Source organism: Mesorhizobium sp. B2-1-3, assembly GCF_006442495.1.
GTDB lineage: Bacteria > Pseudomonadota > Alphaproteobacteria > Rhizobiales > Rhizobiaceae > Mesorhizobium.
This window is the reverse complement of the sequence record NZ_VFWL01000020.1, coordinates 81,160-102,515: the sequence shown is the minus strand read 5'-3', so window position 1 is coordinate 102,515 and position 21,356 is coordinate 81,160. Positions and strand designations below refer to the sequence as shown.

Genomic DNA, 21,356 nt, shown 5'->3' with positions numbered 1-21,356 from the left:
CCTGTCGTCGTGACGGGAGAGGACAGGCGGCCGCAAACCTGTCGCTGGAAGTGTCGTGACGTCAGCCGGCACGCAGCCGACGCCAGGAGTATTTTGGTCCCTTGGGCTTCGGCACGGCGGCAGGCTGGTAGTAGAGTCCCAATCCGCCGGTGCGGCCTTCGTCCAGCCGCTTCAAGAGCACGGGATTGGAGATTTCGAATTCATCGAAACCGAGCCGTAGCATATGCGGCAGCTGGTCGACCAGCACCTGGCCGGTGGCGCGCACGGCACCTTCGAAATGATGTCGGCTGCGCAGCAATTCGCCCTTTGAGAAGGAGCGGCCATCGCTGAACGACGGAAAAGCCAGCGCCACCAGCGACAGTTGGTCGAGCAGGCCAGCAATCCTTTCGAGCTGATCGCCGGGTTGCAGCACGACACCGATCCTTTCCTTGGTCGACCGGCGCACCTCCGGATCGAGATCGAGAAACGCCTGCAGCGGCAGGATGAAGCGGCCATTGCCGGACAGTGCTTCCGCGCCTTCGGCATGAGCCCACTCATCCTCGCGAAAACCCGTCGGGGTCCAGAGGCGGGTCTCCGGTATCGTCGGTTCAGTCATCGAAATTTCCTAAAATTCAAAGAGCTCAAGGTGTGTGTTGAGATTCAAGCAGGCCCTAGTCGAAACGGTAGCTTCCGAGAGCCGGAGCGGAGCGTACTTGTAGTACGTGAGCCCCCGAAGCCGCCGTTTGCAGGCCGGCCTCACCTGAATATCAGCATACCCTATAACGATGCGTCGGTCAGCGACTTCTCCAGTCCCGACAGGTGAATGCCGCACTCGGTCTTGGCATGGCCGGCCCAGCGGCCGCTGCGCGCGTCCTCGCCCGGCTGCACCGGCTGGGTGCACGGGAAGCAGCCGATCGACAGATAGCCATAGGCGACCAGCGGATTTTCCCGCAGTGCATGCGCGCGCATGTAGTCCGCCTGGTCCGACGTCGTCCAGTGCGCCAGCGGATTGATGCGGATACGTGGGCCGACCGCCTCGAACACTGGAAGTGCTGCGCGCGTCGAAGCCTGGAAGCGCTTGCGGCCGGTGAACCAGGCGCGGAAAGGCGCCACGCCCCGTGCCAGCGGCTCGACCTTGCGCACGTCGCAGCAGGCGTCGGTGTTGGTCTGGTGCAGATTGCCGGTCGGATCGATCCGCTCGAGTGCTGCCTCGTCGGGCTTGATCACCTGGATGTTGGTCAACCCGAAATCGGCGACCAGGGCGTCGCGATAGCCGAGCGTCTCCTCGAAATGCTTGCCAGTATCGAGAAAGATGACCGGCAGCGAGCGATCGACTTCGGAAATCATGTGCAGTAGCACGGCCGAATCGGCACCGAAGGAAGACACCGCGGCAATCTCATCGTGAAACAGGTCGCCTGCCGCGCGTTCGATGATGTCGAGCGGATTCAGGTGGCCGTAAAGCGCGTCAAACCCCGCCGCTTTGGCGGCGATGCCGTCATCGGCGTCGACGATAGGGTCAAGCGGCCTTGGCTTCGCCAGCATAGAGCGCCTCCTTGAACGGCGCGGGACCGACACGGCGGTAGGCGTCGATGAATTTCTCTTGTGAGTTGAGCCGAAGGCCGAGATAGGTCTCAACGATCTGCTCGATGGCGTCGGTGATCTCTTCCGACGAGAAGCCGCGGCCGATGATCTCGCCCACCGAAGTGTTCTCGTCGGCCGAACCGCCAAGCGTCACCTGGTACAGCTCCGTGCCTTTCTTTTCGACTCCGAGAATGCCGATATGTCCGACATGGTGATGGCCGCAGGCATTGATGCAGCCGGAGATCTTCAGCTTCAACTCGCCGATCTCGCGCTGCCGCTCCAGCGAGGCGAAGCGACGCGAGATCTCCTGCGCGATCGGGATCGAACGCGCTGTGGCCAGCGCGCAATAGTCGAGGCCCGGGCACGAGATGATGTCCGATATCAGGTTCGAATTGGCGGTCGCCAGGCCGATATCGACCAGCGCGTCATAGACCGCCTTCAGGTCGGCGCGCGCCACATGCGGCAGGATCAGGTTCTGCTCGTGGCTGACGCGCAACTCGTCGTATCCATACTTCTCGGCGATATCGGCAATCGCTTCCATCTGGCTGTCGGTCGCATCGCCCGGCACTTCGCCGATACCCTTCAGCGAGATGGTCACCGCCGCATAGTCGGGGTGGCGATGCGTCACCACGTTCTGGTCGAGCCAATCCGAGAAGCCCTTGGAATCGAGGCGTGCCAGCTTTACAGCCTCGTCGCCGTCCGGCCGCGCGGTCAGCGCTGGTGGCGCGAAATAGGCGTCGATGGCGCGGATGTCTGCTTCCGGCAGCTTCAACTCGGCGTCCTTCAATTGCTGCCATTCCGCCTCGACCTGGCGCGTGATCTCCTCGACGCCGGTCTCATGGACCAGGATTTTGATGCGCGCCTTGAACTTATTGTCGCGGCGGCCATGCAGGTTGTAAACGCGCAGGATCGCCGTGCAGTAGGACAAAAGGTCGGCTTCCGGCAGGAAATCGCGGATCTTCCTGGCGACCATCGGCGTGCGCCCCTGGCCGCCGCCGACATAGACGGCGAAGCCGAGCTCGCCGGCCGCGTTCTTCTTCAGGTGCAGGCCGATGTCGTGGGTCTGGATGGCGGCGCGGTCGCGCTCCGCGCCGGTTACCGCGATCTTGAACTTGCGCGGCAGGTAGGAAAACTCCGGATGAACAGATGACCACTGGCGCAGGATTTCCGCATAGGGACGCGGATCGGCGACCTCGTCGGCCGCCGCACCCGCGAAATGGTCCGCGGTGACGTTGCGGATACAATTGCCGCTGGTCTGGATGGCGTGCATCTCGACACTCGCCAGATCGGCCAGGATCGCAGGAATGTCGGACAGCGCCGGCCAGTGGAACTGGATGTTCTGGCGCGTGGTGAAATGGCCGTAGCCCTTGTCGTATTTGCGCGCGATGTGGCCGAGCATGCGCAACTGCTTGCTGTTCAGCGTGCCATAGGGCACCGCGATGCGCAGCATATAGGCGTGCAATTGCAGGTAGACGCCGTTCATCAGCCTGAGCGGCCGGAACTGGTCCTCGGTGATCTCGCCGGCGAGCCGGCGCTGGACCTGGTCGCTGAACTCGGCGACGCGGGCCTGGACAAAATCGTGATCGAACTCATCGTAGCGGTACATGCTTCGTCTTTCAGGGCGCGTCCGCCCGTGTTCACTTCTGGTCTGGGCTTACGCCGCCCGGGAGGCCTGCTTGCCAAGATCGTTGCGAATGGTCGGGCCCGCGGCGCGGATCTTCTCGCGCAACCGCACCGGCTCGACAACGCCGTTCACGATTTCGGCATCGATGAGGTTGACGTCGAGGACTTCGTTGTCGGCGTGGGCCTTGGCACCGATCGCTTCCAGGCGATCCTCGGCCGCCTTGTCATGGGCGAGGTCGGCATGGTCCGCCCTCTCGGCCCAGCCGCCGTCTGCGTACCAGACGGCGATGCCGTCGGCGAGCCGGTTGGCGGTCAGTATCTTCATTGCTGAACTCCCTCGGTGGCAGCTATGGGCGCACCTTCATGCCTGTGTGCCGCGAGCGGTTCGGACCGTTCGAAATTGGCGCCGGCGACCGCATCGCCGATGATGGTCATGACCGGACCTGAGAGATCGGAGCGCGCTTCCAACGACGGCAGGTCGGCAAGCGTGCCGTGGAAACGGCGGCGATTGCCGAGGCTGGCATTCTCGACCACGGCTACCGCCGTATCGGGCGAAAGCCCGGCCTCGATCAGCCGGCCGGCAACCTCCGCGGCCACCGAGCGGCCCATATAGACAGCAACGGTGGCACCCGAAATGGCAAGCTTGGCCCAGTCGGGCAGCGAATTGCCCTTGAGATCATGACCGGTGGTGAACACCATCGAGGAGGAAACCCCACGCAGCGTCAGCGGCAATTCGAAATCGGCGGCGGCAGCGAAAGCAGCGGTAACGCCCGGAACCACCTCATAGGCGATGCCGGCATCACGCAGCGCCGCCATCTCCTCGCCGGCCCGGCCGAACACCAGGGGATCGCCCGACTTCAGCCGCACCACACGCTTGCCTTCGCGGCCAAGCTCGACCAGCAGCGCATTGATCTCGGCCTGGCTCTTGGTGTGACAGCCCTTGCGTTTGCCGACCGCCAGCCGCTCGGCGTCGCGTCGGCCCATGGCGACGACAGCCTCCGGCACCAGCGCGTCGTGGACGATGACATCGGCCTCCATCAGCAGGCGATGCGCACGCAGCGTCAAAAGGTCCTCGGCACCGGGGCCCGCGCCAACCAGGGCGATATGGCCTGAAGCGGATGCAGCCGAACGCAGAAGATCGGCGGCTGCGTCATGCGCCTGCGAAAGCTTGCCCGCTTCGACGGCGCGCGCCGGCGCACCGCCGAAGAACTCGCTCCAGAACCGGCGGCGCGAATTGCCCCTGGGCAGGCTTTCAGCGGCGGCCCGGAAGGACGCGGCGAGAGCCGCCAACCTGCCCAACGAGGGCGACAGCATGCGGTCGATGCGGGCACGCAGCATCTGCGCCAGCACCGGCCCAGCGCCTTCCGTGCCGATGGCGATCGCGACCGGTGCGCGATTGACCAGCGCCGGGGTGAAAAAATCGCAAAGCTCCGGCCGGTCCACCGCATTGACGGGGATGCCGAGCCGGCGCGCATCCTGGACAACGCGCCGGTCGAGCGCCTCATCGCCGCTGGCAGCGAACACCATCACCGAGCCTTCCAGCCGGCTCGCCTCATAGGCCGCGATGTGGGTGGCGCCGCTCTGCGCGATGAAGCCGAGCATGTCCGGTGAGGCGCTCTCCGCGACGATGCGCAGCGTAGCGCTGGACTGCCCAAGCAATCGTGCCTTGGCCAACGCTTCGTCGCCGCCGCCGACGATCGTTACGGCTTCGTCCTCGACCCGTACGAAGACGGGGAAGGCATTGAGCTTGGGGGCGGGCTGCGGCATGGATACGAACGGAATCCTGATCTGGTCTTCACTTCTACGCGTGGGCGCGAAAAAGCTGAAGAAACCCACTCGCGCATCACCTTCCGGGATGCAATCGCTTTTTCTAAAGGGCCGCGGCCAAGAGAAAAATATTCCACCTTGTTGCGGAGACCGGCATCAAGCCGCTGTCGCGGGCCTTGATTTCTCCTCTTTTTTGGGCCGAACGCGCTTTATGACAAAACCGTTTTTTCTAAATTCTACTAATTTAGTAGATTAAAGCTGCCTGGCGGTCGTGCGCGCGCCTCCACCTCGACGGAGCGCCCGTATGACCTGGCTTTTTGGCTGGAACATTACCGGATCGAGGCGCGTTCCTTCCGCATGCGCAATTCAAAATCATACCTGGCCGCGGCGTGAAGCCAAGCGTGGCGGCAGCGAAGGAAGGAGCCCGGCGTCATGAGCGCGATCAAGTTGAAGCACGGCATCTGGATCATGGTGGCCGACGGAGAAAAAGCGCTCTTCCTCAGAAATGCAGGTGACACCAAATTTCCGAACCTCGAAGTGGTGCAGGAAGTGAGGCAGGACAACCCGCCAACGCGCGAGCAAGGCAGCGACAGTCCCGGTCGCTACAATGACGGTCCCTCGGTTCACCGCAGCGCGGTCGAGGAGACGGATTGGCATCGGATCGGCAAGGAGCGCTTTGCCGACGAACTCGCCGAACGGCTCTACAAGCTGGCTCATCGAGGCTCTTTTGACGAAATCATCCTCATCGCGCCGCCGCTCGTGCTCGGCGCGATGCGCAAGATCCTGCACAAGGAAGTCAGCGACAAAGTCAGCGCGGAAATTCCCAAGACGCTGACCAACCACGCGGTATTCGAGATCGAGGCCCTGTTGCGGGCAGCTTGATCGTTGGCGATCGAGCGCCGCCGTTGCGGCGCATGATTTCGGCTGACCTCGAATTCCGGCTTGCTTGCCCACCGGCGAGGTATTTGTCGCTTCACCGGCAATTCCCGGTTTTGCGGGGTTGCGTGGCCGACACCCAATCCACCATATTGCAAACAGGCGGCGGCTTCGGGCGGCGCATATCCTGCATCGCTGGCTTGAAAGGCGCTCCATAGACAATGCCGCATGACACTCCCCTTATCGCCACCATCGTAGCCGGTCTGGGGCTCGCTTTCGTCTTCGGCGCTCTCGCCAACCGCTTCCGCATTCCGCCGCTGGTCGGCTATCTCGTGGCCGGCGTGCTGGTTGGGCCGAACACGCCCGGTTTCGTCGCTGACGCCGGCCTTGCCAATGAGCTCGCCGAAATCGGCGTCATCCTGTTGATGTTCGGCGTCGGCCTGCATTTTTCGCTGAAGGATCTCCTGTCGGTCCGCGCCATCGCCGTGCCCGGCGCCATCGTCCAGATCGGCTTTGCCACGGCACTCGGCGCGGGGCTTTCCTGGATGCTCGGCTGGTCGGCGGGAGCAGGACTGGTCTTCGGCCTGGCGCTGTCGGTGGCCTCGACCGTGGTGCTGCTGCGCGCCCTGCAGGAGCGCCGCCTGATCGAGACCGAGCGCGGCCGCATTGCCGTCGGCTGGCTGATCGTCGAGGATCTGGCCATGGTGCTGGCCCTGGTGCTTTTGCCGGCGCTTGCCGGCGTGCTTGGCGGCCAGGAGCAGGCGGATGCCCATGCGAGCGGCCTGCTGTCGCTGCCCGCGAGCTACGGCATCTGGGGCGTCGTCGGCATCACGCTGGCCAAGGTCGCCGCCTTCGTTATCGTCATGCTGGTGGTCGGCCGCCGCGTCATTCCCTGGATCCTGCACTATGTCGCCCATACCGGCTCGCGCGAGCTGTTTCGGCTTTCGGTGCTGGCGATAGCGCTTGGCGTCGCCTTCGGCGCGGCCAAGCTGTTCGGCGTCTCGCTGGCACTGGGCGCTTTCTTCGCCGGCATGATCATGAGCGAGTCCGAACTCAGCCACCGCGCCGCGGAGGAATCGCTGCCGCTGCGCGATGCCTTCTCGGTGCTGTTCTTCGTCTCGGTCGGTATGCTGTTCGACCCGTTCAGCCTGTTCAGCAACGGCTTGCCGATTCTGGCAACGCTCGCCATCATCGTCGTCGGCAAGTCGCTGGCGGCCTTCCTCATCGTCGTCGCCTTCGGTTATCCCCTGGCGACGGCGCTGATGATTTCGGCGAGCCTTGCCCAGATCGGCGAGTTCTCCTTCATCCTGGCCGAACTCGGCGTCGGGCTGAAACTGCTGCCCGAACAGGGGCGCGATCTCATCCTGGCGGGCGCCATCCTTTCGATCGTGCTCAACCCGGTGATGTTCCTGGTCATCGACTGGATGAAGCCATGGCTCGAGGCCCGCGCCGCCAGGACGGCGCCGCCTGTGGAGCCCAAACCGGTCGGCCTGGCGACGGAGCCCGGCCAGGTGGCTTCCGTCGCCTCGGCGGCGAAGCAGGAAGATGGGCCGCCGCCAAGAACAGCCCTTAGCGGCCACGCGATCCTGATCGGCTACGGCCGTGTCGGCAGTCTCGTCGGCGCTGCGTTGAACGAAGCCGCCCTGCCCTTCCTGGTGGTCGAGGATGCCGACAAGACACTGGTGAAGCTCAGGGCCGAGGGCATCGAGACCGTGGCCGGCAACGCCGCCAATGCCGAAGTGTTTGCAGCCGCCAACCCCGAAGGCGCGAAACGGCTGATCCTGGCCATCCCCAATGCCTTCGAGGCCGGTCAGATCGTGCTGCGTGCGCGCGCCGCCAATCCCGCCATCAACGTCGTCGCCCGCGCCCATTCCGATGCCGAGGTCGAGCATCTCAAGGGGCTCGGCGCCGATACGGTGATCATGGGCGAACGCGAGATCGCGCGCGGCATCGTGGAAGAGGTGCTTGGTCCCAAGCCGCGGGCGGCTGAACCGTCCGCCGCCTGAGCCGATCCTGCACGGACCTAATCCGTGCTTAGCGAGAACGCGGCCGACCCCGGAGGGCTGGACCTCGAACAGGTGGGGCGGCCTTGGACGCGCCCGCTGACATCGGTCACTCCTGCCATTTGTCTTCGTATCGCGCTCAACCGAGTTCTTGGGCGAGTCCGATGAGCAACCCCTCAGGCCCACGGATGTAGCAGAGCCGATACACGTCTTTATACTGGACTACTTCGCCTACGAGCTGCGCGCCGCGCGTGCGGAGCCTTTCAAGCGTCTCGTCGATGTCATCCACGGTGAACATGACGCGCAGGTACCCTAGGGCGTTGACCGGGGCGTTCCGGTGATCTGCGACGACAGGCGGCCTGAGGAAGCGGGAGAGCTCGAGCCGGCTATGGCCGTCCGGTGTGCGCATCATGGCAATCTCGACATGCTGATCGCCCAGTCCAGTGACACGTCCGGCCCATTCTCCTTCGATCGTGGCCCGTCCTTCAAGCTCAAGGCCGAGTTCGCGAAAGAAATCAACCGCCTCTCCGAGGTCTTCGACGACGATTCCTACGTTGTCCATCCGCTTGAGCGCCATGTTTCCATCTCCAAGGTGTCGTTCGAATCTACAAGGCGTCGCCTGGTCCAACAATGGATGCTCGAGGTGCTCCGCCTGCAGCCAGGTTGATCACGCCACGAAGGCAGAGCCGCCATTTTGCGCGACGCTGCCGAGGTATTTTGCCGGCGGCTTGCCAAGCGCCTTCTTGAACATGGTGATGAAGGCGGTGACGGAATCATAGCCGAGATCGCCGGAGACCTGCTGCACGCTCGCACCGGAGGCAAGTTCTCGAATTGCGACGATCAGATGCAACTGCTGGCGCCAGCGTCCGAAGCTTAAGCCAGTCTCCTTCACGACGAGACGGGCGAGACTGCTCTCGCTGAGCGCAACCCGGCTGGCCCATTCCGACAATGTGCTGCGGTCGGCGGGATCCTGCGCCAACGCTTCGGCGATCCGCCTCAATCGCGGCTCGGATGAGATCGGCAGATGCAGCCGCTGGACAGGCATGCGCGGCAGCTCAGCAAGCAGCATCCTGATCAAAAGCGCATCCCTCGCCTCATCATCCCCCACGCCATCGGACAGTTCGATGATCAGTTCGCGCAGCAGCGGCGAGACCGAAAGGGTGCAGCACCGGTCCGGCAATTCGGCGGCTCCCGGCTCGATGTAGACGAAGAAGATCCGGGCGTTGGCGGTCGCGATATTGCTGTGCTCCATGTCGCCGGGAATCCACACCCCGCAATGCGGCGGCACCATCCACAGGCCGCTCGGGACGCGGCATGTGACGCCACCGCCGAGCGCGAAGACGAGCTGGCCTTTGCGATGCCGATGGGAGGGGACTTCGGCCCTGGTTTCGGTAACGTCGACGCGCACGGCGATTGCCGGTGCGAGGACGTCATCCACATTGAAATCGAGCCATGGGTAACGAAGAGGTTGTCTCATGATTGACGGCTTTTAGCGATTAAACGCCACGATAGCTAAATTCTTCAAGCTGGGAAGTCGATAGGTTCCAGCTTGCCCATGCACCCGGTTGATCAGGATGCCACCGCGCTTTGCATCCACAAACCAGCAGGAAGGTACGTCTCATGCTCGCCCTAGCCATATCTTCCGACAGCCCCGCCGGACTGACGCTTGCCGAGGTCGAGGACCCACGGCCTCTCGCAAACGAGGCGCTTGTCTCGGTCCACACAACCTCGTTGAATCGCGGCGAATTGCGCCTGCTCACCATACGCCCGGACGGCTGGATACCCGGCCAGGACATCGTCGGGATCGTCGAACGGCCAGCGGCCGACGGCTCCGGGCCAGCCGTGGGCGCCCACGTCGCGGCCTTGGTCGACCAGGCCGGCTGGGCCGAACGCGTCGCGGTTTCGACCGACCGCCTCGCCGTCCTGCCGGATGAGGTCAGCTTCGTTTCCGCGGCCACGCTTCCGGTCGCGGGCACCACCGCGCTCAGGACTTTGCGCCATGGCGGCGACCTTGCCGGCCAACGGGTCCTGATCACCGGCGCAAGTGGAGCGGTCGGCCGTTTCCAGATCCAGATCGCGCGCGAACAGGGCGCGAGCGTGACCGCGGTCGCGGCCTCCCGGCATGGCGAGGATCTCCGCCGCCTGGGTGCCGGGCAAGTCGTCGAGTCGATCGAACTGGCTGAGGGGGCGTTTTCGCTGATTACCGAATCGGTCGGTGGCCAAAGCCTCGCCCACGCGATCGAACGCGTCGCTCCTGGCGGGACGATCGTCATGTTCGGCTCAAGCAGTGGCGAACTCACGCCAATTGGGTTCCGCCAGTTCGTTCCGGGTCACGAGGGGGCGAGGCTTCAGACTTTCGCCTACTACACGTCTGGCGCGGGCATTGGCTCGGACATCGCCTCGCTGCTCGCTCTCGTTGCGGCCGGCCGGCTGGAAACCCGCGTCGCCCTGACCATGCCATGGACCGACATCGCCCAAGCCCTGGATGCGCTGCGACAGCGCAGCTTCAGCGGCAAGGCCGTTCTCACCATGACCGGATGAACGATCCCTAGGCTGAGACCTGCCCCATCACACGTGCTGGCCGCCATTAATGTGGATTTCCGAGCCGGTCACATAAGACGCCTGCCCGGAGCACAGGAAGAAGATGATGTCGGCGACCTCGGCCGTGGTGCCCAGCCGCCTGAGCGGAATGGTCTCGACGATCTTGTCCGTGCCCGGCGACAGGATCGCGGTGTCGATTTCGCCCGGCGCAATGGCGTTGACGCGGATCCCGTGCGGGCCGAAATCATGCGCCATCTCGCGCGTCAGCGAGCCGAGCGCCGCCTTCGATGTCGCATAGGCGGTGCCGGCGAAGGGGTGCACCCGGGTGCCGGCGATCGAGGTGACGTTGACGATCGACCCTTTCGCCGATGCCAGTTCCTTGAACAGCCCGCGCGCCAGCATGATCGGCGCGAAGAAATTGACCTGGAACACGTCGCGCCAGACATGCATCGGCGTGTCGATGGAGTTCATGCGGCTGTTGCCGTCCTTGAGCTTTGGCGAAATGCCGGCATTGTTGACCAGCGCGTGCAGCTGCCCGCCATGCGCCTCAAGCCGGTGGCGGATTTCGGAGACGGCGATGCCGACATCCTCCTGGTCGGCGAGATCGACCTTGATGTGGTCCTCGGGCCCGGCCGGCCACGGGCAATCCTCGGCAAACGCCTGGCGCGAGCAGGTGATGACGCGCCAGCCCTCGCGCGAGAAACGCTTGACCGTGGCATGGCCGATGCCACGGCTGGCGCCGGTCAGCACAATGGTCTTCCTGGTGTCGATCTCAGCCATGTCGGGAGGTGTAGCCGAACGGTGTGGCGCTGGCGAGAGGCGAGTTGCCGCTAGCCTCCGCCGAGAATGTCGAGGATCGAGGTCTGCCGCTTCTTGAGCGGACCGCCGACGCTGCCCGGCGGCACCGGATGTCTGACCGACGCGGTGGTTCCGGAATCGCCCGGCATATCGAAACCGTCGGCGTCGACGGTCTGGGCCGGGCGGGGCGCGCGAACCGGCGCTGGCTGCGCCGCGACGGCAGCGGGCGCCGACTGGCCGACAGGCGCTTGCGGCTTCGGAGCCGGCTGCGTCGCATCGGCCGACGGGATTTCGTCCGGCACGATCCTATCGGCCGGCGTCGACTTCCAGGTGCCGGGCAGCGGCCGCACGGGCACACCCTCATGCGCGGCGACCATGAACTCGTGCCAGGCCTGCGCAGGCAGCGCGCCGCCGGTGACCTTCTTCATCGGGCTGCCGTCGTCATTGCCGAACCATACGCCGGTGGTGAGATTGGCGGTGTAGCCCACGAACCAGGCGTCGCGCGAATTCTGGCTGGTGCCGGTCTTGCCGGCCGACGGCCAGGTGAAGGCCGCCTTCCTGGCCGTGCCGATCTCCACCGTCCCGGTCATCATCGAGTTCATCATGCCGACGATCTCGGGCTTCACCACGCGTGGCGCGCTGCCGCTGCCGGCGTCGTACAGCACCTTGCCCTCGGCTGATGTCACGCGGCGGATGAAATGAATATCCGGCTTGTAGCCGCCATTGGCGAAAGGCACATAGGCCGAGGTCAGCTCCAGCGGCGTCACTTCCGACGTGCCGAGCGCGATCGAGGTGTTGGCCTGCAAATCGGACTGGATGCCCATGCGATGCGCCGCCTCGACCACTGCGTCCGGCCCCACTTCCATGGTCAGCTGGGCCGCCACCGAGTTCAGCGACTTCGCCAAGGCGGTTGCCAGCGTCACCTTCCCGAAATACTTGCCGCCGTAATTGTCGGGTGTCCATTTGCCGATCTTGATCGGCGCATCGTTGCGCACGCTGTCGGGCGTGCGGCCGGCCTCGAGGGCGGCCATGTAGACGAACGGCTTGAACGCCGAACCGGGCTGCCGGCGCGCTTCCGAGGCGCGGTCGAACTGGCTGGTCGAATAATCGTAGCCGCCGACCATGGCACGCACCGCGCCCGAATCGTCGATCGACACCAGCGCGCCCTGGGTGACGTTGAGCTTCTTGCCGCTTTCATCGATCAGCCGGCGGATCGATTGTTCCGCGAGCTTCTGCAGGTTCAGGTCGACGGTGGAATCGATGACGATGTCGCCGCGCACGTCGCCGATCAGATCGGGCAGCTCTTCCATGATGGTGTCGGCGACGTAGTTTTCCGAGCCTGTCCAGTAGGACGGCGCGCGCGTCGCCGGCGCGCTCATCGCCGTGGTCAGTTCCTTGGCGCTGATCTTGCCTTCGTCGCGCATAGCGGCGAGCACCAGCTGCGCGCGGTCCTCGGCGGCCTTGGGATCGCGCGCCGGCGACAGTCGCGACGGCGCCTTCAGGAGACCGGCAAGCAGCGCCGCCTCCGACAAGGTGACATCGCGCGCGCTCTTGCCGAAATAACGGCGCGAGGCCGCTTCGACGCCATAGGCGCCCGAGCCGAAATAGACCCGGTTGAGGTACATTTCGAGGATCTGGTCCTTGGTGTGCTTGTGCTCCAGCCACAGCGCCAGCAGCACCTCCTGCACCTTGCGCTCCAGCGTCCGGTCTGGCGTCAGGAACAGGTTCTTGGCCAGTTGCTGCGTCAGCGTCGAACCGCCTTGCGAGAAATGCCCGCCGGCGAGATTGGCGACCATGGCGCGCGACAGGCCGATCGGGTCGACGCCGAAATGCGAATAGAAGCGGCGGTCCTCGATGGCGATGACCGCCTCGGGGATGTAGGGCGACATTTCGTGCAGGCCGACCGCCTCGCCGCCGCTCATGCCGCGATTGGCGAGCAGCTGGCCGTCGGCGGAGACGATCTTGATGTTGGGCGCGCGATCGGGGATCGACCAGGTCGTGGCCGCTGGCATCTTGGCGCCGTAGTAGACGACGACTCCGGCCACCGCGATGCCGCCCCAGATGGCCAGCACGAAGCACCAGTAGACCAGCCGGCCGAGCACGCCGAACAGGCCGCGCCGGCTTCGGTCGCGCCTGGCACGCGACGATTTTGCCTTCGGCGGTTTGCGTTTGGCGGAGGCTTTGCGGTTGCTGGGCACGACGCGATCCTCCTCGCTCACCGAAAGACCGGTCTGGGATCTCGCTTGTGGCGGTCCCTCGAAACTGGGTTCGATGCGGCTGTCTCTGCGGTTCGCCATGCGCTGCGCTTGATATCCCGATGCCTATGGCGTTCGGGTTGCAGAGTAGATGCGGCGGTTTAAAGGCGGGTTAAGTCACCCGCTTCTGCGCAAAAGCCATATCAGGTGGCGAGAGCTCTCCCACCGCAGTGCCTGTCACATCTCACGCCTACATTCGGCGGACTTGTCGAACCACGACCCTCGGCATTTTTTTTTCAGAGAGGCCCCCTGTACTACCCCTACGAAATAACTTCCGGCGCCAAAACATGTACAGGCGCTGTGTATTCCTTCGCGGTAGCCCTCAGGCGATCTGAATAATCATAGATCTCGTCAAGCGTGTCGATCTTCACTTTATTCTCTTTTTCACCATCAAAGAGTCCCAAATATTTTATGGAGCGATTGAACCACAACCGCGCGAGTGGTTTACGATTGTTATTATCGATCAAGATGCCGCAATAGCTTTTCTGATCCCTCATCACTACACGGGCAGGCTTCAAGGTGTCTCGCACGATCGCTCTTATGATCATGAATCCCTCGCGCTCCTCCTCCGTTGTAACGACCTCCTCGGCCTCTTCTCCCTCGACGCCGATCTCGGAAACCTCCGTTTCCGCTAACGCTGTTGACAATCTTGACTGAACAGACTCCCTCACAATTTCACGAAACGCGGCCTTCACCATAGGTGTGAACTGTTCTTTCACTTGGCTCGTAAAGCGACCTTGGTAGAGTCCTCCCGTCACCATCCGAACAAAGTCCTCGGGAGGGTTCTCCATGACGTTCGCGATCTCTTTCTTGATTGCAGACGTGTATTTCAGCCTATGTGCCGACTGAAGAATCCCGTCGATATTGAATTCAGCTTTGGCGAATTTTTTCAGCTCGGTAACGAGTTGCCCCTGCATGTCGGACAAGTCGAAGGTGAGAAACGGTCGATCATCGAGGCGATTGGGCGCAACCAAATCGGTATGGAAATGGAACGTTCGACCGTTTGTGAGAATTGCAAATTTTGCGTTCGTCACTGAAAAGTAGCGATAGAGCTGAGCTAGATGGACCTTTTCAAGCGTCATAGATATAGGTTTGCATTCAATAAGTATCCGGATCTCTCCGTCTAACTTGATTGCATAGTCGACTTTTTCCCCTTTTTTCCCAACAGCATCTGCGCAAAATTCAGGGATTACCTCGTCCGGATTGAAAACATCATAATCGAGGGCAGATAAGAATGGCAGGATAATCGCCGTTTTGAGTGCTTCCTCCGTGAGCATTGCGCTCGAATGGGTTCTGATCCGGTCCGCCAGTACACGCAGTTTTTCTTCAACGCTCATTGTCCCCTCCCAAGTATTCAAGGAGGATCACGCAAAAATAATAAAGACGCAAGATGGCAAACGATCGAACTTCAGGCTGGCAGTCGCCACGGGCTCAGATTTTGCCATGCATTTTTTGAAGCCGAGGCCAGGAACAACTAGGGTGTTCCGGTGGCGCCCCCCCGTGACAGCATGGCGAGGGACCGTTCAGTTCTGCTGGATCGAGATGCCCTTGTCGTCGATCTTGAGCTCCACGCCTTTCGGCTTGGTCTGTTCGCGGTAGACGTAGACGCCGAGCGCGATGACCACGACGACGAGCGCGCCAATGACGAGATAAAGCGTATTCTGTTTCATGGCGCGCTCCTCGGTGCCCGGCCTCAGGCTCGCTTCAGGACCCTGACCAGGATCAGCAGGATGATGGCGCCGATCGTGGCGTGGATGATCGAGGCGAGGATGCCGCCGCCGATGGACAAGCCGATCCGCGGGAACAGCCAGCCCGCGATGAACGCGCCGATGATGCCGACGATGATGTTGCCGATCAGGCCGAAGCCGAAACCGGAGACGATGAGACCGGCGAGCCAGCCGGCGATGGCACCGATGATGATGAAGACGAGCAGGCTTTCGACGCCCATGGCGATTTCCCTCCGAGCAAGAGGCGAGCGCGGAGCGGAAAGCCCCGAATCGGCCTCGATATCAACGGCTTCAGGCTATGCGAAAGCCGCCGCCCTCGCCAGCGGCCTGCTCATTGGTCGCCGTCGTCGCTCCCGGCGGGCCGCCAGCTCATCGGCTCGACCTTCTTCTGCGTATCGCTGTCGATGTAGACCCACCAGCCGCCGTCCCGGTATTGCGCGATGGATTCGTTGAGCACGCCGTCGCCGTCCTTCCAGGTCACGGTGACCTTGGAGCCGTCGGTGGGCGCGGTCGATATGGGCTTCCTATCCGCCATGTCATCCCTCTTTTCGAGCCGACGGAACACGACGGCCGGCATCTGGTCCCGGACGGAACATCGGCGGCAGCGCCGCGACGCCGTCAGCTATGAGCGAAAATATCCTCTTCGTCCCAGCCCATGAGGTCAAGCTTGGCGCGTGTCGGCAGGAAGCGGAAACAGGCGTCGGCCTCTTTCGTGCGATCCTCGCGCGCCAGCCGCGCCGCCAGCACGTCGCGCAGCCGGTGCAGATAGAGCACGTCGGATGCGGCGTATTCGAGTTGTTCGGGCGACAGCGTTTCGGCCGCCCAGTCCGACGATTGCTGCGCCTTGGACAGGCCGACGCCCAGAAGCTCGAAGCAGATGTCTTTGAGACCATGCCGGTCGGTGTAGGTGCGGGTCAGCCGCGAGGCGATCTTGGTGCAGAATACCGGCTCGGGCATCACACCGAACGCATGGTAGAGCACGGCGAGGTCGAAGCGCCCATAGTGGAACAGCTTGGTCACGCTGTGGTTTCCCAAGAGCTTGACGAGGTTCGGCGCTTCCTTTTGGCCCGGCGCGATCTGGATCACGTCGGCGCTGCCGTCGCCGGGTGAAATCTGCACCACGCACAACCGGTCGCGATGCGGGTTCAGGCCCAGCGTTTCCGTATCGATGGCAACCGCCCCGACATTGTAGCGGGACAGGTCGGGCAGATCGTTTTTGTGGAAACGGATATCGCTCATCGTCTTCTCCGGGGTCGCGCTTTCGGCATCGCGCGTCCATCGAGCGGACGCGCGCGCTCCAGCACGTTGCGCTGGCAACCCGTCCTTGCCGTGATCGGTGGAAAAATCAACATAAACTTGATTTTCCCGCCTTTCGTGAGTTCCCGGCTCAGCGCGTCAGCGCGTCCAGAATGCGTGCCCAGGAGCGCTGGCCCTTGTGGAACGAACTCAACTCATACTTTTCGTTGGGCGAGTGGATGCGGTCGTCGTCGAGGCCGAAACCGACCAGCAGCGATTCCATGCCGAGATAGGTCTGGAAATCGCCGACCACGGGGATCGAGCCGCCGCTGCCGATCGTCACCGCCGGCTTCGGCCATTCGTCCGACAGCGCCGTCTTGGCCTTGGCCAGGAACGGCGAGTCGTAGGAAAGCTGGATCGCCGGCGAGCCACCATGCGGGTGGAACTCCACCGAACAGTCGGCCGGAATGCGCTCCCTGACGAATTGCTGGAAGGCGGCGCGGATCTTCTTGGGATCCTGCTTGTGGACGAGGCGGAAAGATACTTTCGCCGAGGCCTGCGCCGCAATCACTGTTTTGAAGCCCTTGCCGGTATAGCCGCCGGTGATGCCGTTGAACTCGGCCGTCGGCCGTGCCCAGGTGAGTTCCAGCAGCGAGCGGCCCTTTTCGCCCGACGGAATCGACAGGCCGACGGGGCCAAGGAACGTCTCGGCCGTTTCGCCCAGCGTTTCCCATGATTTCAGGATCTGCGACGGCGTTTCCTCGACGCCGTCATAGAAGCCCGGGATGGTGATATGGCCGTCCTTGTCGTGAATGTCGGCCAGCACCTTTGCCAGGATGCGGATCGGGTTGGCAGCGGCGCCGCCATAGAGACCCGAATGCAGGTCGCGGTCGGCGGCCTTCACGATGATCTCCTCGCCAACCAGCCCGCGCAGCCCCACGCAGATCGACGGCGTGTCGCGGTCCCACATGCTGGTATCGCAGACCAGCGCGAAATCGGCCTTGAGTTCATCGGCATTGGCTTCGAGGAAGGGCTTCAGCGACGGCGAGCCCGACTCCTCCTCGCCCTCGAACAGGATGGTGATGCGGCACGGCAGATTGCCATGCACCTGCTTCCAGGCCCGGCAAGCCTCGACGAAGGTCATCAACTGACCCTTGTCGTCGGCCGAGCCGCGCCCGGTGATCACCTTGTGGCCGGGCTCGATCTCCTTGACCGCCGGCGCGAACGGGTCGTTTTCCCAAAGCTCGATCGGATCGACCGGCTGTACGTCATAGTGGCCATAGAACAGCACATGCGGTGAACCGGCCGGCCCATCATGATGCGCAACCACCATCGGGTGGCCGGGCGTGTCGCGGACGCTGGCGTCGAAGCCGATCACCTTGAGTTCTTCCACCAGCCATTCGGCCGCCTTGCGGCAATCGGCGGCATAGGCCGGATCGGTGGAGATCGACCTGATCCGGAGCAGGCCGAACAGGCGCTCCAGGCTCTGGTCGAGATTCTTGTCGAGACGGTCGAGAACGGGGGAAATTGACATTGATGAGCCTTTCGATTCAGTGCCGGAACCCTAAAGGCAGAGCGGACAAACGAAAAGCCCGGGACCATTTGACCACGGGCTCCAAGCGCGTATTCGAACAAAAAAGACCGCCGTGGTGGAGGGGGAACCACGGCGGCCCTTCTACTCGAAACGATGCGGCAGCCCGGAGAGGGGGGATAGGCTGCCGCAGGTGTCCGGGATAGGCGGGGGACGGGCCTTGCTCCGGACGTCGGCGAAAATTGCCGATGCCATTTATCTGTGTCCTCGAACGTGGCGATTCAAGGGCACGAATATTACACTTTTGTAACATGGCCGTGAGCGGCCGTTGGACGGACGGAGCCAGGCAGTCCCGCGGACGAAAATAATGCCGATTTCACCTCTTTCCAACCAACCTGTCGCCTGCCTGTCAGGGTGTTGCTGGAAGCGCTGCCTTTGGCATGGACCAAGCCGCCGCGCCGCGCTATCCCTGCCGGCATGAAAAAAGGCGATCATCTCTTTCTTGTCGACGGCTCCGGCTACATCTTCCGTGCCTATCATGCGCTGCCGCCGCTGACCCGCAAGTCCGACGGCCTGCCGGTCGGCGCCGTGTCCGGCTTCTGCAACATGCTTTGGAAGCTGATGCAGGATGCCCGCAACACCGATGTCGGCATCGTGCCGACGCATTTCGCCGTCATTTTCGACTATTCGTCGAAGACGTTCCGCAACGACCTCTATCCCGAATACAAGGCCAACCGTTCGGCGCCGCCGGAAGACCTGATCCCGCAATTCGGCCTCATCCGCCAGGCGACCAGGGCGTTCAACCTGCCCTGCCTCGAGATGGAAGGGTTCGAGGCCGACGACCTCATCGCCACCTATTGCCGTCTGGCCTGCGAGGCCGGCGGCGACACCACCATCATCTCCTCCGACAAGGACCTGATGCAGTTGGTCGGCCCGACGGTGAGCATGTACGATCCGATGAAGGATCGCCAGATCGGCATTCCCGAGGTCATCGAGAAATGGGGCGTGCCGCCGGAGAAGATGATCGACCTGCAGGCATTGACCGGCGATTCCGTCGACAATGTTCCCGGCGTGCCGGGTATCGGGCCGAAGACCGCGGCGCAACTGCTCGAACAGTTCGGCGACCTCGACGGACTGCTTGAGCGCGCCGGCGAGATCAAGCAGGAGAAACGACGCGAATCCATCATCGCCAATGCCGACAAGGCGCGCATCTCGCGCCAGCTGGTGACGTTGAAGAACGATGTGCCGGTGGCCGAGGGGCTGGACGAGTTCGTCCTGCACGCGCCGGACGGGCCGAAGCTGATCGGCTTCCTCAAGACCATGGAATTCTCTTCGCTGACCCGCCGCGTGGCGGAAACGACGGGAACCGAGGCAAGCGACGTCCAGGCGATCGCTGTGACGGTCGAACGCGCCGACTCCGCGCATGGGCCGGATGTCGGCGCCGGCGCGCTGGTCGCGCCCAGCGCCGAGGCGAAGCAGGACGGCGAGACGGCCCTGGCCGCAGCCGGCGGCACCAAGGAGGGCAACACCCCCTCGCTTCTGTCGGCGCTTCGCCTGGAGGCCGCCACCGCCCGCAAGATCGACATTTCGGCCTATCAGTGCATCCGCGACGTCGCCAACCTGAAGGCCTGGGTCGCCGAGGCGCTGGAGACCGGCATCGTCGCCTTCGATGCCCGCGCGACGTCGCCCGATCCGATGCAGGCCGAACTGATCGGCTTGTCGCTGGCGACGGCGCCAGGTCGCGCCGCCTATGTGCCGTTCGCCCACAGGAGCGGAAATGGCGACCTGCTCGGCGGTGGTCCGATCGACAACCAGATCCCGCTGCGCGAGGCGCTGGCCGTGCTGAAACCGCTGCTCGAGGACAAGTCTGTCCTCAAGATCGCGCAGAACCTGAAATACGATCTCGTCATCATGAGCCGCTACGGTATCGACGTAGGCCCCTTCGACGACACCATGCTGATCTCCTACGTGCTCGATGCCGGCACCTCGCATGGCCACGGCATGGACGCGCTTGCCGAGAAATGGCTGGGCCATAGTCCGCTTCAGCTCAAGGACGTGACCGGCTCCGGGAAAAATTCCGTCGGCTTCGACCAGGTCGACGTCGACAAGGCGACCGCCCACGCGGCCGAGGACGCCGATGTGACGCTCAGGCTCTGGCTGGTGCTGAAGCCGCGGCTCGCCGCCAAGGGCCTGGTGTCGGTCTATGAGCGGCTGGAACGGCCGCTGGTGCCGGTGCTGGCGCGCATGGAACAGCGCGGCATCTCGGTCGACCGGCAGATCCTGTCGCGGCTGTCGGGCGAACTGGCCCAGGGCGCAGCCCGGCTCGAGGAAGAAATCTACCAGCTCGTCGGCGAGCGCATCAACATCGGCTCGCCCAAGCAGCTCGGCGATATCCTGTTCGGCCGCATGGGTCTGCCCGGCGGCTCCAAGACCAAGACCGGCCAATGGTCGACCTCGGCGCAGCTTCTGGAAGACCTCGCCGCCGAAGGCCACGAACTGCCGCGCAAGATCGTCGACTGGCGCCAGCTGACCAAGCTGAAATCGACCTACACCGATGCGCTGCCCGGCTTCGTCAACCCGGACACCAAGCGGGTCCACACCTCTTACGCGCTCGCCGCGACGACGACGGGGCGCCTGTCATCCTCCGACCCGAACCTGCAGAACATCCCGGTGCGCACCGCCGAAGGCCGCAGGATCAGAACGGCCTTCATCGCCGACAAGGGCAACCGCCTGGTTTCGGCCGACTACAGCCAGATCGAATTGCGCGTGCTCGCCCATGTCGCCGAGATCCCGCAATTGCGGCAGGCCTTCGCCGACGGCGCCGACATCCACGCCATCACCGCCTCGGAAATGTTCAACGTGCCCGTGGAAGGCATGCCTTCGGAAGTGCGCCGCCGCGCCAAGGCGATCAACTTCGGCATCATCTACGGCATCTCGGCTTTCGGCCTTGCCAACCAGCTGTCGATCCCGCGCGAGGAAGCCAGCAACTACATCAAGAAATATTTCGAGCGCTTCCCCGGCATCCGCGACTATATCGAAGAGACCAAGGCCTATGCCCGCGAGCACGGTTTCGTCGAAACCATCTTCGGCCGCCGCATCCACTACCCCGAGATCCGGTCTTCCAATCCCTCGATCCGCGCCTTCAACGAGCGCGCCTCGATCAACGCGCGCCTGCAAGGCACCGCCGCCGACATCATCCGCCGCGCCATGGTGCGCATGGACGAGGCGCTGGAGAAGGCCAGGCTTTCGGCCCGCATGCTCTTGCAGGTGCATGACGAGCTGATCTTCGAGACGATCGAGGCGGAAGTGGAGGCGACGATCCCCGTCGTGCGCCATGTCATGGAGAACGCGGCCATGCCGGCCGTGTCGATGTCGGTGCCGCTGCATGTGGACGCTCGAGCGGCGAACAATTGGGACGAGGCGCACTAGTCTAGCGCCA

The 21,356-nt window shown here is 63.5% G+C and carries 19 protein-coding genes; 4 read left to right on the top strand and 15 right to left on the bottom strand.

The annotated features are described in order from the left end of the window. Nucleotides 1–61: 61 nt before the first annotated feature. The 5 genes from FJ973_RS26305 to cysG all read right to left on the bottom strand — a co-directional run bounded on the left by FJ973_RS26305 (nucleotide 62) and on the right by cysG (nucleotide 4,950). A complete protein-coding gene (locus FJ973_RS26305) occupies nucleotides 62–595 on the bottom strand; it encodes a DUF934 domain-containing protein (RefSeq protein ID WP_140558384.1) in 534 nt (177 codons plus the stop codon). Nucleotides 596–756: 161 nt separating this feature from the next. Further along, nucleotides 757–1,521 (bottom strand): phosphoadenylyl-sulfate reductase, encoded by a 765-nt coding sequence (locus FJ973_RS26300; RefSeq protein ID WP_140500238.1) that lies wholly within the window; start codon nucleotides 1,519–1,521, stop codon nucleotides 757–759. After that, a complete protein-coding gene (locus FJ973_RS26295) occupies nucleotides 1,496–3,166 on the bottom strand; it encodes a nitrite/sulfite reductase (RefSeq protein WP_140500240.1) in 1,671 nt (556 codons plus the stop codon). Before FJ973_RS26295 ends, FJ973_RS26300 begins: the two co-directional genes overlap by 26 nt. Nucleotides 3,167–3,214: 48 nt before the next feature. Next, nucleotides 3,215–3,508, bottom strand: coding sequence for a DUF2849 domain-containing protein (locus FJ973_RS26290; protein ID WP_140500242.1), 294 nt, complete (start codon nucleotides 3,506–3,508; stop codon nucleotides 3,215–3,217). Next, nucleotides 3,505–4,950, bottom strand: coding sequence for a siroheme synthase CysG (gene cysG / locus FJ973_RS26285; protein WP_140558382.1), 1,446 nt, complete (start codon nucleotides 4,948–4,950; stop codon nucleotides 3,505–3,507). Before cysG ends, FJ973_RS26290 begins: the two co-directional genes overlap by 4 nt. A gap of 432 nt (nucleotides 4,951–5,382) precedes the next feature. Here cysG and FJ973_RS26280 point away from each other — a divergent pair, with 432 nt between their 5' ends. Both FJ973_RS26280 and FJ973_RS26275 read left to right on the top strand, forming a co-directional pair. Further along, entirely contained in the window at nucleotides 5,383–5,832 is a 450-nt protein-coding gene (locus tag FJ973_RS26280) for a host attachment family protein (protein ID WP_140500246.1), read from the top strand. 215 nt (nucleotides 5,833–6,047) lie between these two features. Continuing rightward, the gene (locus FJ973_RS26275; protein ID WP_140558380.1) at nucleotides 6,048–7,832 is read left to right on the top strand and encodes a cation:proton antiporter; all 1,785 of its coding nucleotides are present in this window, start codon (nucleotides 6,048–6,050) and stop codon (nucleotides 7,830–7,832) included. A 136-nt stretch (nucleotides 7,833–7,968) separates the two neighbouring features. Here the strand turns inward: FJ973_RS26275 and FJ973_RS26270 are convergent, their stop codons facing one another. Then, nucleotides 7,969–8,406 carry a VOC family protein gene (locus tag FJ973_RS26270; RefSeq protein WP_140500250.1) on the bottom strand — a complete coding sequence of 146 codons (438 nt, stop codon included), beginning with the start codon at nucleotides 8,404–8,406 and terminating at the stop codon, nucleotides 7,969–7,971. A 90-nt stretch (nucleotides 8,407–8,496) separates the two neighbouring features. Beyond that, nucleotides 8,497–9,306 (bottom strand): helix-turn-helix transcriptional regulator, encoded by an 810-nt coding sequence (locus FJ973_RS26265; RefSeq protein ID WP_140558379.1) that lies wholly within the window; start codon nucleotides 9,304–9,306, stop codon nucleotides 8,497–8,499. 143 nt (nucleotides 9,307–9,449) lie between these two features. Between FJ973_RS26265 and FJ973_RS26260 the strand changes: the two genes are divergently transcribed. After that, nucleotides 9,450–10,370, top strand: a complete 921-nt coding sequence (locus FJ973_RS26260; RefSeq protein WP_140558377.1) for a zinc-binding dehydrogenase — start codon at nucleotides 9,450–9,452, stop codon at nucleotides 10,368–10,370. Nucleotides 10,371–10,397: 27 nt separating this feature from the next. Here the strand turns inward: FJ973_RS26260 and FJ973_RS26255 are convergent, their stop codons facing one another. The 8 genes from FJ973_RS26255 to FJ973_RS26220 all read right to left on the bottom strand — a co-directional run bounded on the left by FJ973_RS26255 (nucleotide 10,398) and on the right by FJ973_RS26220 (nucleotide 17,920). Then, nucleotides 10,398–11,150, bottom strand: coding sequence for an SDR family oxidoreductase (locus FJ973_RS26255; protein WP_140500256.1), 753 nt, complete (start codon nucleotides 11,148–11,150; stop codon nucleotides 10,398–10,400). 50 nt (nucleotides 11,151–11,200) lie between these two features. Next, nucleotides 11,201–13,465 (bottom strand): transglycosylase domain-containing protein, encoded by a 2,265-nt coding sequence (locus FJ973_RS26250; protein ID WP_140558375.1) that lies wholly within the window; start codon nucleotides 13,463–13,465, stop codon nucleotides 11,201–11,203. Nucleotides 13,466–13,683: 218 nt separating this feature from the next. Further along, complete coding sequence (locus tag FJ973_RS26245) at nucleotides 13,684–14,760, bottom strand: type I restriction enzyme HsdR N-terminal domain-containing protein (protein WP_140558373.1); 1,077 nt, start codon at nucleotides 14,758–14,760, stop codon at nucleotides 13,684–13,686. 186 nt (nucleotides 14,761–14,946) lie between these two features. Then, entirely contained in the window at nucleotides 14,947–15,093 is a 147-nt protein-coding gene (locus FJ973_RS26240; protein ID WP_140500260.1) for a hypothetical protein, read from the bottom strand. Nucleotides 15,094–15,116: 23 nt separating this feature from the next. Beyond that, nucleotides 15,117–15,371: a GlsB/YeaQ/YmgE family stress response membrane protein gene (locus tag FJ973_RS26235; protein WP_140500262.1), complete on the bottom strand. Its 255-nt coding sequence runs from the start codon at nucleotides 15,369–15,371 to the stop codon at nucleotides 15,117–15,119. 110 nt (nucleotides 15,372–15,481) lie between these two features. Then, nucleotides 15,482–15,685 carry a hypothetical protein gene (locus tag FJ973_RS26230; protein WP_140500264.1) on the bottom strand — a complete coding sequence of 68 codons (204 nt, stop codon included), beginning with the start codon at nucleotides 15,683–15,685 and terminating at the stop codon, nucleotides 15,482–15,484. 83 nt (nucleotides 15,686–15,768) lie between these two features. Then, a complete protein-coding gene (locus FJ973_RS26225; protein ID WP_140500266.1) occupies nucleotides 15,769–16,389 on the bottom strand; it encodes a ribonuclease D in 621 nt (206 codons plus the stop codon). 148 nt (nucleotides 16,390–16,537) lie between these two features. Next, entirely contained in the window at nucleotides 16,538–17,920 is a 1,383-nt protein-coding gene (locus FJ973_RS26220; RefSeq protein ID WP_140500268.1) for a M20/M25/M40 family metallo-hydrolase, read from the bottom strand. Between the two features lie 474 nt (nucleotides 17,921–18,394). Here FJ973_RS26220 and polA point away from each other — a divergent pair, with 474 nt between their 5' ends. After that, entirely contained in the window at nucleotides 18,395–21,346 is a 2,952-nt protein-coding gene (polA, locus tag FJ973_RS26215; protein WP_181170960.1) for a DNA polymerase I, read from the top strand. The last annotated feature ends 10 nt before the right edge of the window (nucleotides 21,347–21,356 follow it).

What these genes read in the sequence shown, in the direction of transcription:
- FJ973_RS26265 (WP_140558379.1), bottom strand. Translation starts at nt 9,306, where the DNA reads ATGAGACAACCTCTTCGTTACCCATGGCTCGATTTCAATGTGGATGAC.
- FJ973_RS26260 (WP_140558377.1), top strand. Translation starts at nt 9,450, where the DNA reads ATGCTCGCCCTAGCCATATCTTCCGACAGCCCCGCCGGACTGACGCTT.
- FJ973_RS26240 (WP_140500260.1), bottom strand. Translation starts at nt 15,093, where the DNA reads ATGAAACAGAATACGCTTTATCTCGTCATTGGCGCGCTCGTCGTCGTG.
- cysG (WP_140558382.1), bottom strand. Translation starts at nt 4,950, where the DNA reads ATGCCGCAGCCCGCCCCCAAGCTCAATGCCTTCCCCGTCTTCGTACGG.
- FJ973_RS26280 (WP_140500246.1), top strand. Translation starts at nt 5,383, where the DNA reads ATGAGCGCGATCAAGTTGAAGCACGGCATCTGGATCATGGTGGCCGAC.
- FJ973_RS26225 (WP_140500266.1), bottom strand. Translation starts at nt 16,389, where the DNA reads ATGAGCGATATCCGTTTCCACAAAAACGATCTGCCCGACCTGTCCCGC.
- polA (WP_181170960.1), top strand. Translation starts at nt 18,395, where the DNA reads ATGAAAAAAGGCGATCATCTCTTTCTTGTCGACGGCTCCGGCTACATC.
- FJ973_RS26275 (WP_140558380.1), top strand. Translation starts at nt 6,048, where the DNA reads ATGCCGCATGACACTCCCCTTATCGCCACCATCGTAGCCGGTCTGGGG.
- FJ973_RS26270 (WP_140500250.1), bottom strand. Translation starts at nt 8,406, where the DNA reads ATGGCGCTCAAGCGGATGGACAACGTAGGAATCGTCGTCGAAGACCTC.
- FJ973_RS26230 (WP_140500264.1), bottom strand. Translation starts at nt 15,685, where the DNA reads ATGGCGGATAGGAAGCCCATATCGACCGCGCCCACCGACGGCTCCAAG.
- FJ973_RS26220 (WP_140500268.1), bottom strand. Translation starts at nt 17,920, where the DNA reads ATGTCAATTTCCCCCGTTCTCGACCGTCTCGACAAGAATCTCGACCAG.
- FJ973_RS26235 (WP_140500262.1), bottom strand. Translation starts at nt 15,371, where the DNA reads ATGGGCGTCGAAAGCCTGCTCGTCTTCATCATCATCGGTGCCATCGCC.
- FJ973_RS26245 (WP_140558373.1), bottom strand. Translation starts at nt 14,760, where the DNA reads ATGAGCGTTGAAGAAAAACTGCGTGTACTGGCGGACCGGATCAGAACC.
- FJ973_RS26290 (WP_140500242.1), bottom strand. Translation starts at nt 3,508, where the DNA reads ATGAAGATACTGACCGCCAACCGGCTCGCCGACGGCATCGCCGTCTGG.
- FJ973_RS26250 (WP_140558375.1), bottom strand. Translation starts at nt 13,465, where the DNA reads ATGGCGAACCGCAGAGACAGCCGCATCGAACCCAGTTTCGAGGGACCG.
- FJ973_RS26255 (WP_140500256.1), bottom strand. Translation starts at nt 11,150, where the DNA reads ATGGCTGAGATCGACACCAGGAAGACCATTGTGCTGACCGGCGCCAGC.
- FJ973_RS26295 (WP_140500240.1), bottom strand. Translation starts at nt 3,166, where the DNA reads ATGTACCGCTACGATGAGTTCGATCACGATTTTGTCCAGGCCCGCGTC.
- FJ973_RS26300 (WP_140500238.1), bottom strand. Translation starts at nt 1,521, where the DNA reads ATGCTGGCGAAGCCAAGGCCGCTTGACCCTATCGTCGACGCCGATGAC.
- FJ973_RS26305 (WP_140558384.1), bottom strand. Translation starts at nt 595, where the DNA reads ATGACTGAACCGACGATACCGGAGACCCGCCTCTGGACCCCGACGGGT.